Below are 15,817 nucleotides of genomic sequence, written 5' to 3'. Positions count from 1 at the left end.
TGCCCGTATCACCTGTAGCCACTGGTGTGATCTATACAAACAGCTACAACATAGGGGCAATCCTAGCAAACATAGCTACGATTCTCACCTTTTTCCGTCAGAGTCACCGTTTTCCCTAAGCTTTCTGTACGTTAGCTATAGCAATACTAAAGAAATATGGCGAAGTACACGTTCAAATAAACAAGTTTTGTGATGTCAGTAATTTTCTAAAAAGACATTATACCAGTGGCTGGGGGTGGCTAATAGCATAGCCCTGCACATAATCTACACCCAGTGCCTGAACTTTTTTCAGCACAGCTGGACTTTCAACATATTCAGCAATTGTTTTTAAGCCCATGATGTGACCGATGTTGTTAATAGCTGCCAACATGGCACAGAGCAAATCATCTGTGGGGGATTCCTTGACAAAATTACCATCAATTTTTAAGTAGTCTACCGGTAAATGCCTTAGATAGCTAAAAGAAGACATACCACTACCAAAGTCATCTAGCGCAAAGTGACAGCCAATCTTTTTAAGTTTCAAAATAAGATCCGCCGCTTTTTGTAAATTAGCAATGGCTAGGGTTTCCGTTATTTCGAAACAGAGTATCGCGGGGTTGACGGGATACTTTCGTAGCTGCTTTTCCAAAAAACCGATAAAATTTTCGTCATTGATACTAGCACCCGATAGATTGACACTATAAATTGTCTTAGGCATCGGGGTATGGGACGTCAAATAACTAAAGAAACTTTCCACGACCCAACGGTCAATGCGGGGCATGAGGTTATAGCGTTCCGCTGTCGGTAAAAATGCCATCGGTGGTGCTATTTCACCGGTACGAGTATTGGGCAAGCGTAGCAAAATTTCACACAAGCGAATATCGCTAGAGTTGGGGACAGCGGATTCAATCGTTTGATAATACAGCTGAAACTGGTCCCCATCAAGGGCCTCCGTCACCCGTGAAAACCATTGCACATCTTCAGTTTGTCGGCTAATGCCGACATCGTCTGAGTGGTAGATTTGCACGCGATTACGCCCCTTATTTTTGGCGACATAACAGGCCTTATCCGCCAGCTGCATAACCTGTTTACTGCTGACAGTATTGGATACCATCGGCACAATACCAATGCTGACACCAATGTTGAACATCTTGCCATCGAACACAAAGCGAAACCCTTGAATACCCTGACAAAAGGACTTAGCAATTTCAGTGGCACGATCCAATTTACAGTTGTACAGCAACAGACCGAACTCATCACCACCAAGTCGAGCCAACACATCAGTTTGACGAATTTGCCTCCGCCACAGATCGGCCACTTGTTGCAACAACTGATCCCCAGCCGCATGGCCACAGGTATCATTCACAGCCTTGAAATGATCTAAATCCATATAACACAGCATGTGCTGTGATTCTGCACCGTGCAGCTCCTCAATGGCATTATCTAGAGCGTGCATAAACTTTTTGCGATTGAATAGTTCGGTCAGTGGATCGTGGGATGCTTGCCAGGCCAGTTGTTTAGCCCTACCCCGTTCTTCAGTGACATCGTGGAAGACAAGAACGGTGCCCAGCACCTCGCCGTTATCGGCACGAATGGGGGCTGCCGAATCTCCGATCGCAAATTCCTGACCAGTTTTAGAAATGAGTGTGGGATGATTGCTGAGGCTAATGGCTTTCTTTTCCTTGATGGCCTGTAAGGCTGGATTTTGCAGGGGCTGCTGGGTCGCACTATCAACAATGGTGCAAACTTCTGAAATGGAGCGTTTTTTTGCGTCATTGGCTTTCCAACCCGTCAGTTTCTCAGCCACCGGATTAAAATCCTTAATATAGCCATGGGCATCGGTTGTAATAACAGCATCGCCAATGGAGTGGAGAGTAATCTGGGCCAGCTCTTTCTCTTGATAGAGCGATTGCTCCAGGTGTTTGCGCTCAGTGGTATCGGTTTGGGACCCGGCGATCCGGTAGGGCTGTCCTTCCTCATCCCATAAAGCCATACCGCGCGTTAACATCCAGCGATAGCTGCCATCAGCATGACGCATTCGATATTCAAATTGAAAGTTAGACCGCTGAGAAGCAAGGTGTTCTTGTAGTGTTTGTTCAAACTCTGACCGACTATCAGCATGGATACGTGACAACCACTCTTCAGGGCTATCACTAAGATTGCTGTGGTTAAGCCCCAGCATGGTTTTCCAACGGAGGGAATAACAAATAGTATTGGTTCTCAAATCCCAGTCCCAAATGCCATCGTTAGCCCCTTGCACCGCCAGAGCATAGCGTTCCTCACTAATTTCTAGCTTTTTTGTGAGTTCTGTACGCTCAATTGCATATTGAATGGTCTTAGCCAGGAGATTACCAACATCAACATAGCCTAACCTCTGCAATCTTTCGGGTGAAAATGTGTCTGATTTTACCAGGTAGTCTTGGGCACCCTCCTGCAAGGCAGCTATGGCAACGTTTTGATCTTGAATACCTGTTAGAACAACCACAGGCACCTTGGGCACAAGTGTTTTAATTTGCTTAACTAGATCGACACCTTGACCATCAGGTAGACAAAGGTCTAATAAAACCACATCAAAATTGTTATTAGTCTCTAGAGTCCTGATAGCTTCATTAAAGCGCTCAATATGATGCAATGTTGTTTCAAGCAGTTCAGAGGAAGATAACAGTTCTTGGAAGAGTTGAGCATCCGATATGTTGTCTTCAATCAATAGTGCATCTATACCTGTTGTCATGGGTACGCCCGTATAGGTTATATCTAAGGAGAAAATGTAAAAATGAAATAGCTAGTGTTTTATTCATAGGCATAGCAGCTCCTATAAATAGACTAGCTAGGTGGTAATCAGCACTGGTAATTATGCAACAACAAAAGAATAAATACGAGTCTCTACAGAAAACAACACGCAGCGTCCTAATTGATCTAGAGACATAGTAAGAAAAGTCGTTATAACTTGTATATCGCAAAAATACCTATTCTTACGATATGACTGCCTATACAGAGAGCACAGGTGCTACGGAATTGCTAGAGCATCGAAAAACATATATCGAGCTAACTCTACTCTAGATATTGGGTCAAAAATTGCTGAATTAGTATTTTAAGTTACAGACTGGTGGGCAATTGGGCAGTTTCAAGCCAAAAACCCAGGATTTTCTGAGCAATCAACTGATATTCCCTAAAGTTTGTGGGTTTAGTAATGTACGCATTAGCATGGAGCTGATAGCTTTTATCGATATCGTCACGAGTGGCAGAACTTGACAAGACAATGGTGGGAATAGCTTGCCAAGCTGAGTTCCCCTTAATTTCTCCTAGAACTTCGTGACCTGTTTTACCAGGTAAATTGAGATCCAGCAAAATCAGTTGAGGATGAGCGTGACTGTTATCGAATTGCTTTAGTAGGGTTAAAGCTTCGTCTCCAGTTTGAGCCAGTTGAATAGACCATTGGCAGCCGACATCATCAAAAGCAGCTGATAAGATAGCTGCATCAGTAGGGGAATCTTCTACAAGAAGAATAGTTACGTCCATCTTAGTGGTCAGGCATGCTAACACCCATTGTGCACCCGAAGGCTATGATTCTAACCAGGACAGTGGACTTGAGGGTTTCCTCATAAGCAAACTTTAAGCTTCATGTTGATATTGATTTGGGACTAGAGTGAAATAAAATATTGAGCCTTCTCCTGGAGACGATTTGAGCCAAATATTACCTTGATAGTGCTCGACAATTTTTTTGCAGATAGCTAGGCCAATCCCATAACCCTTTTGCTCTTGTTGGTTATGCAATCGCTGAAATAGCTTAAAAATACGTTTTTGTTGGTCTTGGGGAATACCAATGCCATTGTCTTGTACGCTAAAAAACCACTTAGTGGCCTGCTGCTCAGCATTAATATGAATATGGGGCGGTTCCGGTCCTCGAAATTTAATGGCGTTACTGATTAAGTTTTGCAGTAGCTGTACAACATGATTTGTATCCACATCAAGGGTGGGTAAGTCCCCATGAGTAATAGTTACTTGATTTTCCAAACGTATAAGCTTAAGGTTTTCGAGTGCCGTGGCAAGGGCCTGTTCTAGGTTGGTGGGGTTGTTATTTAATTGTTTACTGTTAATGCGAGAGAGCTCTAAAATGCCATCTATCATGGCTTTCATGCGAGTGCCACCGTCAACGATATGGGTGATATATCGTTGGGCTGATGCATCTAGGCTGTCTTTATAACGCTGTGCCAACAGCTGGGAGAAAGCTGTCATGGCTCGCAGAGGCTCCTGCAAATCATGGGAAACGACATAGGCAAACTCCTCTAGATCCGCATTAGATCGGATTAATGCTTCAGCTTTCTGGGCTAACTTTTGCTCTGTTTGTTGTCGTTCCAATACTTCTGCTCGCAGACGTTTATTAATTGCGAGCAGTTCTGTCGTTTCGTTTTTAGGGTTATGGGATTGGGTTAAATTGTGCACTGATAAATCAGTACTGGCGCATTGGCCAAGCTTCTCTAATGAAGAGTCATAGGTCTCTCGTTCAACCAAAAGTGTTAAAAACTCTTCCGTTGACTCACTGGCAAGGTGTAAGTGAGCTTCTATGGTCACCCTATAGGGCTGTTCATTATCGACTGTGCTGATCTGGCCGCTAGCTCGTTGGATATGGCCAGCATTGATGTGTGCTTGCTGGAGAGCTATGCTGACCGGCTGCCGCAATGAAATTGGCAAACATTTCAGGATGTCTTGACAATCACTACGGTCAGTCTGGGCATCAGACTGAGTTTTCAGCAGCCCAAGGGGATCGCCACAGACATGTAGTAAATAGTTTTGCCGATTGACAAGCAGACAGGTAACTCGGCGATGGTTTAGTAACGACTGAAAGGCTCTGCTAATTAGAGGCTCAGTTTGCTGGTTATATTGCAATGGCTACCAGAGAATGAAAAAGCTTAATAATTCAGTGACCTGGTCGCTGGGGGCAAAATGACCGTTGAGCTTAGCGCTACTGGAATAGGCTGGGTGCCCCTGGGGGTTGGAGCAAACTTTCCTATGCAGGTAAGAACTGGGAGGCGATAAACTAGCTATCTTAAAGTCTTACATCTACATGACATCTACAAATAAATAATAGAACCGGAGAGGTAATAATGACACCCCTCCGGTTAAAAGCCAAAACTTTCTGATGCTTGCTGACTAAACTGGATTTACTTCGTTAGCTTAGCCAGGGATAAAGCCTGGGCAAAACTAAAAACTACCAGCTAGACTTCACTACGCCAGGTAGTAAGCCCTGGTGAGCCATATCTCTAAGAGCATTGCGGCAAAGACCGAAGTCACGATAATAGCCGTGAGGACGACCCGTCAACCAGCAGCGATTATGCAAACGCGTAGGGGAACTATCGCGAGGCAGCTGCTGAATTTTTCGATGAATTTCTAACTTTTCTGCTTGAGAGCCAGCGGACCTAAATGTATCCAAAAGCTCCTGACGCTTAGCTGCATACTTTGCAACTGCCTTTTCGCGCTTACGCTGGCGCGCAATCATGCCTTTTTTAGCCATTGGGCTGATAATTTCCTAGGTGTTACCGATATTTACCACAGCTTCCCATAATAAAGGAGAACCTCTGCTTTGGCAAAGCTAACGTTAATAAATTAACGTTCTCGTTGATCGAAATCGTCTTCAATATCAAATTTAATCAGCCAATTAAGAATGCCAGCGGCTCCAATAAGAATGCCAATACCAACAAGTCCGAGTATGAACCAACCTAAACTATTCATAGGTTTTACAAGGGTTTGGGGGGGTGAACTCGTTGAGCTGTCAGGTACATACCCTGAATATCGTTGTCTTCATGCATTAAATTTCCCATCTATTCAGGAAAAATATATGGACGTTATCGGGCTAGGATTTCTTCTTTTTAGAGTTCTTGGTGCTTGCAGCCACAGCTCTAGCCTTAATTAGTTTAGGGCCAGAGGTGCACCATTCAATCAATTGACATCGCTCACAGGCTGGATTGCGAGCATCACAAACAGCACGGCCATGGTACACCAGCCGAATAGACCAGTTTTCCCAGTCTGGTTGAGGCAAAAGCTTCATCAGATCTTGCTCAATTTTGATGGGAGTGTCGTGTTTAGTCAGGCCAAGACGATTGGTAATGCGTTTTACGTGGGTGTCTACGGTGACTCCAGCATTGATTCCAAAAGCATGAGCTAGGACCACATTGGCTGTTTTGCGGGCTACTCCCGGAAGACTGGTGAGGGCTTCCATTGATTGGGGCACGTCACCACCAAAATTGGTAATAATCTTTTCACAGGCGGCGCGGATATTTTTGGCCTTATTACGATAGAAGCCGGTTGATTTAATGTACGACTCAATCTCGCTGACGTCTGCTTCTGCGTAGTCTGTGACCGTTGGAAAGCGCTCAAATAGATGGGGTGTGACAATATTGACCCGTGCATCAGTACACTGAGCCGACAGCATCGTAGCGATTAGTAGCTGTAGTGGATTGTCGTAATCGAGGGAGCAAGGAGCTTCGGGATAAAGCTCTTTGAGCTGCTCGAGGATGAATAAGGCTCGTCGTTTTTTAGTGAGGCGAGGGCGTTTGGTCTGGGCAGCGGTCACGGTGATTTAGGAGGCTGACAATGTCTTAGAAGGTGGCTTTGAAGGATTTGTCCTCACCCCAAACCCCTCTCTCTAGGGAGAGGGGTTTTGATGGCGTTTAGATGCTTTCACCTGAGCAAAACCAGCGCTCCTTTTGTACCCCTTTTCATGGAGGAGAAGGAGCTGGGGGCTGAGGATTACCTACTGAAAAACATTCTGAAAAATTTCTAGGCGGGATATATCCCGAACAATCAACATGCTGCCTAAGCAAAGAAACAGCAGCAGGCCCGTTTGCATGACGCTCTCTTGAATTCGTCTTGGTAACGGTTTTCCCAGTAGAGCTTCTACCAGCAGAAAAGCCAGCTGACCACCGTCTAGGGCGGGTAAGGGCAGAATATTAATGATGGCTAGGTTGACGCTAATCAGGGCCGTAAAAGGAAACAGGCTGATAATATTGGCATCGGCCATGGTGCTACCCTGTTCAACAATACGTACAGGGCTGGATACCTGGTCGGATGTTTCAGAAAAGTTGGTTGCTAATTCAAAGAAGCCCTCGGCTGTACGGACAAATACATTTTGAAATTCATCAGCGGCGAACGTAAGCACCTCAATTGGATTAGCAGAACGCTCATAGCTAAATCTACCGTTGGGATATAGCTGAACACCGATAATGGGCGTCCCTTCGGGGGACATGTCAGGGGTCACCGTTAGATTGAGTTCCTGTTTCCCCCGCTGGATGAGCAAATCAACGGGTTTATTAGGGCTAGTTTGGATAGCATCAATCAACACCTGTACGTTTTCTTCGCCTTGGTTAAGGGGTTGATTCTCAACGGAGAGGATAATATCTCCCGCTTTGATGCCAGCTTGGGCGGCTGGGGATGTATTGGACATGACCTGAGGAATCAGGACACCTGGCTCAGGTATAAAGTCTTGAGGGACGCCAACGCTGGTGAACTGGATGACAAAGACAAGGTAAGCAAACAGAAGGTTAGCAATCACGCCTGCGCTCATCACAATGGCCCGATCCATCACCGGACGATTTTGCAGCAGGTTCGGATCGTCAGGGGCAAAACTGGTGTCCGAATCCTCATCCATGGGAAAACCCACAAACCCACCGAGGGGAAGTGCCCGCAGCGCGTATTCTGTTCGAGAGCCTTGAAACTTCCACAGGATGGGGCCAAAACCGATGGAAAACCGGTTAACGTGAATGCCCTGTAGTCGAGCAGCTAGGAAGTGGCCCAGCTCATGGACGAAAATTAATAGGGCAATGACAGAAATAACGGCCAGAACGGACATAGAAGACAGTAAGTAGGTCAGTAAAAGTCGCTTGATTGGTTCAGAACGTAGGTTTACTCTTGGGCATCAGAAAACCCACAAAAGCATTGACAGACAACGTCAATAAGACAAGCAAGCGAGTCAATTAACGAAAAACGTTTGTTATGATTCCCATTCTACCGTTCCCTTTAAATAGCTGTGGGTTAAATGCTTCAAAGAAACTCGCGATCCATGTAGGGTTGAAGGACCTCAGGCACTTTCACGCTTCCATTAGGCTGTTGGTAGTTTTCAAGGATAGCGGCCATGGTACGGCCAATAGCTAGCCCTGAACCATTGAGTGTGTGGACAAACTGAGTACCTTTCTGTCCTGGGGTTTTAAAGCGAATGTCAGCACGGCGAGCCTGGAAATCAACGCAGTTGGAGCAGCTGGAGATTTCTCGGTAGCGATTGGCTGAGGGTAGCCATACTTCTAAGTCGTAGGTTTTGGTGGCCGAAAAGCCGATGTCACCGGTACAAAGGGCGAGTACTCGATAAGGTAGCTTCAGCTGTTGCAAAATGTCTTCAGCATCCTTCGTCAAGGCTTCGAGTTCATCAAACGAGGTGTCTGGGTGCACAAACTTAAACATTTCCACCTTATTAAATTGGTGGAGGCGGATTAAACCACGGGTATCGCGACCATAGCTGCCTGCTTCTCGACGAAAGCATGGGGTATAGGCACAGTAGTTAATGGGCAGCTGATCTTCTGTGAGAATTTCACTGCGGTGCAAATTTGTGAGGGGAACCTCAGCTGTTGGTGTGAGCCAAAGATCATCATCTGCACATTTAAAGCTATCTTCAGCAAACTTAGGTAGTTGCCCTGAGCCAGTCAATGAGGCCGAGTTGACCAAGATGGGGGGCAAAATTTCGGTGTAGCCTGACTTGGTATGGCGGTTGAGCATAAACTGAATCAAGGCTCGCTCTAGAGCTGCACCAGCACCGATCAAGGTCACAAATCGACTCTGGGCAATTTTGACTGAACGCTCAAAGTTCATGATGCCGAGCTTTTCACCTAGCTCATAGTGCGCAAGCAACTCATCGCCCTGGGGAATCAGGTCATCGCCCCAGCGACGAACTTCCACATTCTCCTCTTCATCCTTACCCTCTGGCGTTGTGTCGTTGGGCAAATTAGGTAAGGTTAGCAATATATCTTGAATCTTGGCCTTGAGTTCCTTTTCCTGAGGCTCTAGCTCGGCAAGCTCTTTTTTGACCTGGTTGCCTTCGCCGCGTAATGCCTTGACCTCGTCACCTTTAGGGTCGGCACCGCCCTTGATCTTCATACCAACGGCTTTGCCGATTTCATTGCTGCGAGCCTGGAGTTGAGATCGCACTCCCTCCAAGCCTCGCTGCTCACTATCTAATGCCTGGAGTTCAGATAGAGAGTTTGCATAGTCGCCGCTGCGTTTGGCTAAGGCCGCTGCCACTTGGTCAGGATTTTGTCGAATCAGCTTTAGATCAAGCACTGTGGTTCACCGAGTTTTCCCAGTAAATCAGGATAACATCCCTCACCCTAAATCCCTCTCCCCAAGGGAGAGGGACTTTGATGCTCTAAGCTACTTGTTCGATCTCAGCAATTTCAGGGATAAATTCGCGTAGGCGACGCTCGATACCCATGCGTAGGGTCATGGCAGAGCTAGGGCAAGAGCCACAAGCACCTTGGAGGCGTAGTTTAACTACAGGGCCATCGATGTCAACTAGCTCAACGTTGCCGCCGTCAGCCATGAGGTAAGGGCGGAGCTCGTCAAGTACTTTTTCTACGTTGTCGTTGGTGAGCGCTAGGGTTTCCATAGAGTCGGTTCTTAAAAAGAGTGAAACAGCTATTTTAATACTAGCTTTTGAGTAGAAAAGCTTGGTCTTAAGTTCTTCAATCCCCTACTTAGATAACTGCCAGCATCGAAGTTGACCGGCCCAGTCTCCGCTGATCAGGGTGCGGCCATCGGGGGCAAATACGGCTGACCAGACGCCGCTTTCGTGGCCTTCAAGGATATCGAGCAATTTGCGGGTGGTCATATTCCAAATGCGGATGGTGCGATCTCGACTGGCGGTCGCCAAAAGTTTGCCATCGCCACTAAAAGTAACGCTATTCACCCCTTGGCTGTGGGCATCAAGTTCGGCTAGAAACCGACCGTCCCCCAGTCGCCAAAACATGACTTTATTGTCAGCTCCGCCGCTAACTAGTAACTCACCATCGGGGCTGATGGCAAGGGATACGATGTCGTCTTTATGCCGTTGTAAACGATGAATAATGCGACCAGTTTTAGCATCGCAGATATTAATCTCCCGATCTTGAGTGCTGGTGACCAGGGTGCAACCATCGGGGCTCAGCACCAGGGTACGAATCCAGTGCTGATGGGTAATTAGAATGCCTTGTAACGTACCATCGACCGCTGACCAGCGCCGCACCGTTTTATCTTGGCTACCCGTATATATCCACTGTCCATCAGGACTAAACGTCACGGTGCGGATGCTATCGGTGTGGCCTTTGAGGATGGCTAATTGTTGGCCCTGCTCCAGTTGCCACAAACACACCTTGTTTTCATTGCCACCGCTGGCAATCAATGAATCATCCGGACTAATGGCTAAGGCTCTAACCCATCCCTGATGACCTTGCAGGGTTTGATGTAGCTGCCCACTGTTGAAATGCCACAGTTTTACGGAGCGGTCACCGCTACCGCTGACGATGTATCTTGCTTGGCTATCAATGGCAATGGAACGAATCCAGCTATTGTGGGCGTTAATCGTTTGAGTACATTGCCAGAGATGGCGACTCGGGGGTTGGGGAGACGAGTTCACAGCCGCAGCTCTAGTGACTACATGCATCAGAGGTACTGAGTAGTTATTATCACATTTGTTATGGGTTGTTTGACAGACCAAAGACTCTGGGAGTGTCCGTTTGCAACAACGTACTATTAATAACGATTCCTCTAGGGAGAATTCCCGATAGCTTGAGCGGAAATTTTAATGCTGTCATGCAATTTTTTCCGGATGATACAGAGACGTCCAATGGCTGGGCGCAGCTGAACCCAAATCTTCAGGGGTGAGCGCAGTCGCACTCTGGTGTCGATCAGGCAATGCTGCCGCGTTTGCGAGCTTCTTTATAGGAGGTGCCAACATTTTGCAAACCAGCGCGAATCATTTGCTGCTCAAGTAGGGCAAAAAATCGGTTGCGATCGCCCCCCCGCACCACCGCCTGGTTATGGGCTTCTGCCAGGGAAACTGGGTAGCCAAAGCCTTTCTGCACTTGGGTGAGGGTCAGACTCAGGGCGCTCTCAAATAGCTGATTGTCCTTGACCACCCATTCAGGAAACTCGACACGGGCAATTTCAGCGCCCACATGGACGTGGCAAAAATACACTTGATGGTCACCATAAAGTTGCAGAATATCTGCCGAGCTTTTGAATAAGGGGCCGCGCTGTCCCGGTTCTAGCAGCGTGGCCCACAAGGTGACGTCTCGCAGTGGTGAAAATACCTGACAGGGGGCACCGTCGGTTTGCCCTTCGCAGTGCTTTTGACAATCTGGTTGCCCATAGGGACAGCTCTGCAGGCGTAGAAAGTTAAGGGCTTCGCTGCTCCGTGAGGCGCTGAGATATCCCACCAGGGGGACCTGGGCTGCACGGAGGGTATCCCAGGCCACCAGGATGGGCTCAAGAATTTGATCCCTGGCGGGTGCGGGCAGTTGATCGAGAAACCAATAAATTAATGACCCATCGGTCATGGCCAGGGTGGGGATGTATGCATGGGGTGAGGATTGCCTGGCTTCTAAGGTTGCTTGCGTCTCCGGCTGCCTCGGCTCTCCTTGCCCTCCATGCACATCCAGACCTAACTCTGCCAATACCACGGATTCTGATACCGTCCGGCGATAGCCCATCCACTCTTCTGTGCGAATGCCCCACTGTCGCGATGTGTAAAGGTCCTCGGGACGATAAATCACTTCTGGCTGGCTATCAAGCATTGGGAAGCGACTTTGGCCGTAGTGCAGCACAATACGACCGATGTTAAGCAAATAGCAATAGGCAATTTCGTGGTGGCTGGGGTTGATCTGTGAACCGTCGGTGGCAAGGACAGTGTGGGCTTCGGGGGCAGGTTTGATGTTGACTCGGGTATCTAGTGGTTCAACCGGTGCGGCGGCGGCAAAACCAATTTGCGGACCATGGGTTTGGAGTTGCTGGATTAAATGGGGTTGCTGTAATTGGGCCTGGTGGAGAAGTTGGGTTGCGATCGCAATCCTTGTCTTCGCTGCCTCAGCCTCCTTGGCCAGGTGATTACTGATCCCCTGCATCTGCTGTGCAATTTTTGATAGATCCAGCATGGTGCTGCCAGCCGCCTAAACGATATCGAACCTTTGTACTACCGAATCTAACGATAGCAGATGAATTCGATCGTCTTCCTGAGCCGCTTGACGTTCAGGCCCTAAGTTATAGCCCCAGTCGGCCAGAAACAGTTCAACGTGGTTTAGGTCAGGTTGTTTCTTGACGGACTGGAGAGCCTTGATCCGGTCTTCGATAAACCAGATACTAGGGGGAACAGGATGATAGCCTTGAGCTTCCTGATCAGGTTCCGTCCGAGCCATATGGCTTGCTGTCAGCAATCGCAGCGTTTCATATTTGGGGCGTTTAACCTCTTTACCCAGAATATTCTCAGCGGACATGGCCACACCGCTTTGTTTAAGTAGCTGCTGGATAAAGCGGCCTTCTTTGGTGCTGACAATATAGGTGGGGCGTTTTTCCAGAGAGGCTTGTAGTACGGTTAACATGTTGGGATAGAACCGATGCTGGGCTAGCCAGTTGTCTAAGTCGGTGGCAATCCAGTGGTCACGTTCACCATCCAAAATTTTGGCAGCTTCAGCCTGGGTAAGCTGGGTTTCTTCTAAAAACGGCAGCGCCAGGGTTGGCCAGCCTGGAATAATTTCCTCAGCTGTTTTACCTGAGACTAAAGCGCGTAACAGCATGGGCATTTCCCAGCCGGTCTCAATCACGGGACGCAGCGGATAAAACTGCTTAGCTAGTCCTTTAGGGGGCTCTAAGCTGTCTGGTTTAAACAGTTTGCAATAAGCTCGCCACGCCGTCTGAAAATATTCGATCAACCCGTCGCAAATTACTCCATCGAAATCAAATGCCAGAACATCTGGTTGCATGGTTGAGTTTCCTGTGGGGGCACTAAACAGAGGCCTTGAGTCAATAGAAACTCAAGGCCCGAGGGCGTAGAAGCACCCGATTCCAAACCCCACATTAATCTATACCAAAGGGGGTTAGTAAAAATTGTCAATTGATTAACTCTAATCAACTCAATCCTGAAACCTAACTGTAGCAGGATTGAGGGTTTAGAATAAATAACGCTTGACGCTGCTGATCCCCCGATCGGGTTGAAGCTGACAAGTTTTGCTGGATTGCACTCAATCCAGATCGGTATCTTGCAAAAATCAGCAACGGGAAACGCTGGATGGATAGGCCTATGAGCAGCTCGGTAGAGTTTTTAGATGAATTTGATGTAGTCGTGATCGGTGCAGGCCATGCGGGCTGTGAAGCCGCGCTGGCTTCAGCACGGTTAGGGGCTCGGACGCTGCTGCTTACCCTCAACCTGGACAGAATTGCCTGGCAGCCTTGTAACCCAGCAATCGGTGGGCCAGCAAAGTCACAGCTAACCCATGAGGTGGATGCCCTGGGTGGAGAAATTGGCAAAATGGCCGACCGCACCTATCTACAAAAGCGGGTATTGAATAATTCCCGTGGTCCGGCAGTGTGGGCTCTGCGGGCACAGACCGACAAGCGCGAATATGCCGCCACCATGAAAACCATCGTAGAAAACCAGGAGAATCTGGTACTACGTGAGGGGATGGCAACAGATTTAGTACTGGGTGACAACGATGAGGTGATTGGTGTTCAAACCTACTTTGGTGTTGCCTTTCGCTGTAAAGCGGTGATTCTCACCACAGGTACTTTCTTAGGGGGTGTTATCTGGGTGGGCAACAAATCAATGGCGGCGGGTCGAGCGGGGGAGTTTGCAGCTGTTGGTCTAACTGACACTCTAAACCAGTTAGGGTTTGAAACAGGTCGCCTCAAGACAGGGACCCCAGCCCGTGTTGACCGACGCACGATCAATTTTGATGTTTTAGAGAAGCAGCCAAGCGACACGGATGTACGCTGGTTTAGCTTTGACCCAGAGGTGTGGGTTGAGCGTGAACCGATGGATTGTCACCTAACTCGTACGACAGCAGCAACGCATCGCATCATCCAGGAGAATCTCCACATGTCTCCTATCTATGGTGGCTGGGTAGATTCTAAGGGACCTCGCTACTGTCCAAGCATTGAAGATAAGATTGTTCGCTTTGCTGATAAAGAAAGTCACCAAATCTTTTTAGAGCCAGAAGGTCGTACAATTCCTGAGATTTATGTGCAGGGATTTTCTACGGGGTTGCCCGAAAGTATTCAACGGGCGATGTTACGCAGCCTACCTGGGTTGGAAAACTGCACCATGCTACGCCCGGCCTATGCGGTGGAGTATGACTATTTACCTGCCACCCAGTGTTTTCCCACACTGATGACAAAAAAAATTGAGGGATTGTTCTGTGCGGGACAAATCAACGGTACAACAGGCTATGAAGAGGCTGCGGCCCAAGGGTTTGTTGCTGGTGTTAATTCTGTTCGCTATGGCCGTGGTGACGAGATGATTATCTTCCCCCGTGAGGGGAGTTATATCGGTACGCTCATTGATGACCTGTGTACTAAGGATTTGCGAGAGCCCTACCGGATGCTCACATCACGGTCGGAATATCGGTTGATCCTGCGTTCAGACAATGCGGATCAGCGGTTAACGCCTCTGGGGCGTGACATTGGTTTGGTGGATGACCGACGGTGGGAACTATATCTGCGCAAACAGGAGAATATTGCAGCTGAAAAAAAGCGACTGCACAGTACACGGGTGAAGGCTCATGAGCCTGTGGGTAAGCAGATTGTGGCGGATACGGGGCAGAAAATTAAGGATGCGATCGCACTTGCCGATCTCCTCCGTCGCCCCCGGTTCCATTACACCCATCTGGAGCAATACGATTTAGGTAATTTAGACCTAACACGGGCCGAAAAAGAAGGTGCTGAAATCGACATTAAATATTCAGGCTACATTCAGCGTCAGCAAAGTCAGATTGAGCAGGTAGCCAAACAACAGAACCGCAAGCTACCGAAAGATATTAACTACATGAGCATTGACACGTTATCGATGGAAGCTCGCGAGAAGCTAACATCTTTTAAACCCTTAACCGTAGGTCAGGCCACTCGGATCGGTGGTGTTAATCCTGCAGATATCAATGCACTCCTAGTGCATTTAGAAATCAAGGAACGCAAAAAAGAAGCATTAGCCAAAACATAAAGGCCCATCCCTGTAGGGGCATTGCCTACGGTGCCCCTACAGTAAACAAAAAAAACGCTAGTCCTAAGGGAAACTAGCGTCTAGTTTACGTACCTAACAAAACTCTAGGAAAAGGAGAGAAACCTAACAAGACTAAACAGCTGTGGAACCCACCGTAACCACGGTTTGCACCTCAGTATCCTGTTCAATTAATTTCACCGTCTCAGCAGCAGTCTCATCATCTGCCGTCTTTACCTTACTTAATAGTGTGGCCTTAATCGCTTCCACGATAGCCTGTAGTTTTAGCTTGAACTGAGTCACAATGTCTTTCTCATCAGTAGCCGTTTCCTGTGCCGCTTGTTTTGCATTTACATAGGCTTCCTGTCCTTTTTCTTTGACTACTTGAACGGCGTTATCGGCTAGATCTTTAGCAAGGGGGTGAACGGTGCTGGCACCTTCTTTTACTTCACTGATAGCCTCCGAGAAAGCGGACTTAAGAATATCGCCAATCTTTTGAGTACGACGTCCGCCTTCTGCTTTGATGGACTGGAAGTTTTCGTTGATTACTTGGGTGTTGGTATTGGTCATGATTCTGTGCCTTATTGAATAAAGTGAATAATGAAACGTGATGAGCGC

14 protein-coding genes are annotated in these 15,817 nt (G+C 47.7%); 1 reads left to right on the top strand and 13 read right to left on the bottom strand.

Annotated features, from left to right (window positions below; translation table 11 throughout):
• Positions 1-217: 217 nt before the first annotated feature.
• From QGP82_RS31840 to QGP82_RS31785, 12 genes are all read right to left on the bottom strand, one after another.
• Positions 218-2,710, bottom strand: coding sequence for an EAL domain-containing protein (locus tag QGP82_RS31840; RefSeq protein ID WP_163669879.1), 2,493 nt, complete (start codon positions 2,708-2,710; stop codon positions 218-220).
• A gap of 365 nt (positions 2,711-3,075) precedes the next feature.
• Entirely contained in the window at positions 3,076-3,498 is a 423-nt protein-coding gene (locus tag QGP82_RS31835) for a response regulator (protein ID WP_163669877.1), read from the bottom strand.
• Between the two features lie 93 nt (positions 3,499-3,591).
• Positions 3,592-4,866, bottom strand: a complete 1,275-nt coding sequence (locus QGP82_RS31830; RefSeq protein ID WP_499062031.1) for a sensor histidine kinase — start codon at positions 4,864-4,866, stop codon at positions 3,592-3,594.
• Positions 4,867-5,188: 322 nt separating this feature from the next.
• Positions 5,189-5,491: a 30S ribosomal protein S14 gene (rpsN, locus tag QGP82_RS31825; RefSeq protein ID WP_163669873.1), complete on the bottom strand. Its 303-nt coding sequence runs from the start codon at positions 5,489-5,491 to the stop codon at positions 5,189-5,191.
• Positions 5,492-5,583: 92 nt separating this feature from the next.
• Positions 5,584-5,709, bottom strand: coding sequence for a hypothetical protein (locus QGP82_RS31820; protein ID WP_284681676.1), 126 nt, complete (start codon positions 5,707-5,709; stop codon positions 5,584-5,586).
• A 121-nt stretch (positions 5,710-5,830) separates the two neighbouring features.
• Entirely contained in the window at positions 5,831-6,550 is a 720-nt protein-coding gene (gene nth, locus QGP82_RS31815; protein ID WP_163669864.1) for an endonuclease III, read from the bottom strand.
• A 180-nt stretch (positions 6,551-6,730) separates the two neighbouring features.
• Positions 6,731-7,825, bottom strand: coding sequence for an RIP metalloprotease RseP (rseP, locus tag QGP82_RS31810; RefSeq protein ID WP_163669862.1), 1,095 nt, complete (start codon positions 7,823-7,825; stop codon positions 6,731-6,733).
• A 191-nt stretch (positions 7,826-8,016) separates the two neighbouring features.
• Positions 8,017-9,303 (bottom strand): serine--tRNA ligase, encoded by a 1,287-nt coding sequence (gene serS / locus QGP82_RS31805; RefSeq protein WP_499062030.1) that lies wholly within the window; start codon positions 9,301-9,303, stop codon positions 8,017-8,019.
• An 85-nt stretch (positions 9,304-9,388) separates the two neighbouring features.
• Entirely contained in the window at positions 9,389-9,628 is a 240-nt protein-coding gene (locus QGP82_RS31800; RefSeq protein ID WP_006518566.1) for a NifU family protein, read from the bottom strand.
• A gap of 84 nt (positions 9,629-9,712) precedes the next feature.
• Positions 9,713-10,633 carry a WD40 repeat domain-containing protein gene (locus QGP82_RS31795; protein ID WP_499062029.1) on the bottom strand — a complete coding sequence of 307 codons (921 nt, stop codon included), beginning with the start codon at positions 10,631-10,633 and terminating at the stop codon, positions 9,713-9,715.
• Between the two features lie 271 nt (positions 10,634-10,904).
• The gene (locus QGP82_RS31790) at positions 10,905-12,149 is read right to left on the bottom strand and encodes a DNA double-strand break repair nuclease NurA (protein WP_499062028.1); all 1,245 of its coding nucleotides are present in this window, start codon (positions 12,147-12,149) and stop codon (positions 10,905-10,907) included.
• 15 nt (positions 12,150-12,164) lie between these two features.
• Positions 12,165-12,974: an HAD family hydrolase gene (locus QGP82_RS31785; protein ID WP_499062027.1), complete on the bottom strand. Its 810-nt coding sequence runs from the start codon at positions 12,972-12,974 to the stop codon at positions 12,165-12,167.
• 317 nt (positions 12,975-13,291) lie between these two features.
• On the opposite strand from QGP82_RS31785, the gene mnmG reads away from it, so the two are divergent.
• A complete protein-coding gene (gene mnmG / locus QGP82_RS31780; protein WP_499062025.1) occupies positions 13,292-15,202 on the top strand; it encodes a tRNA uridine-5-carboxymethylaminomethyl(34) synthesis enzyme MnmG in 1,911 nt (636 codons plus the stop codon).
• 132 nt (positions 15,203-15,334) lie between these two features.
• On the opposite strand, the gene QGP82_RS31775 is transcribed toward mnmG, so the two are convergent.
• Positions 15,335-15,769: a hypothetical protein gene (locus QGP82_RS31775; protein WP_163669843.1), complete on the bottom strand. Its 435-nt coding sequence runs from the start codon at positions 15,767-15,769 to the stop codon at positions 15,335-15,337.
• Positions 15,770-15,817 lie beyond the last annotated feature (48 nt).

It is taken from the genome of Leptothoe sp. LEGE 181152 (assembly GCF_032906605.1).
GTDB classification, from domain to species: Bacteria; Cyanobacteriota; Cyanobacteriia; order Phormidesmidales; family Phormidesmidaceae; genus Leptothoe; species Leptothoe turfae.
This window is presented reverse-complemented; position numbering and strand designations above follow the sequence as displayed.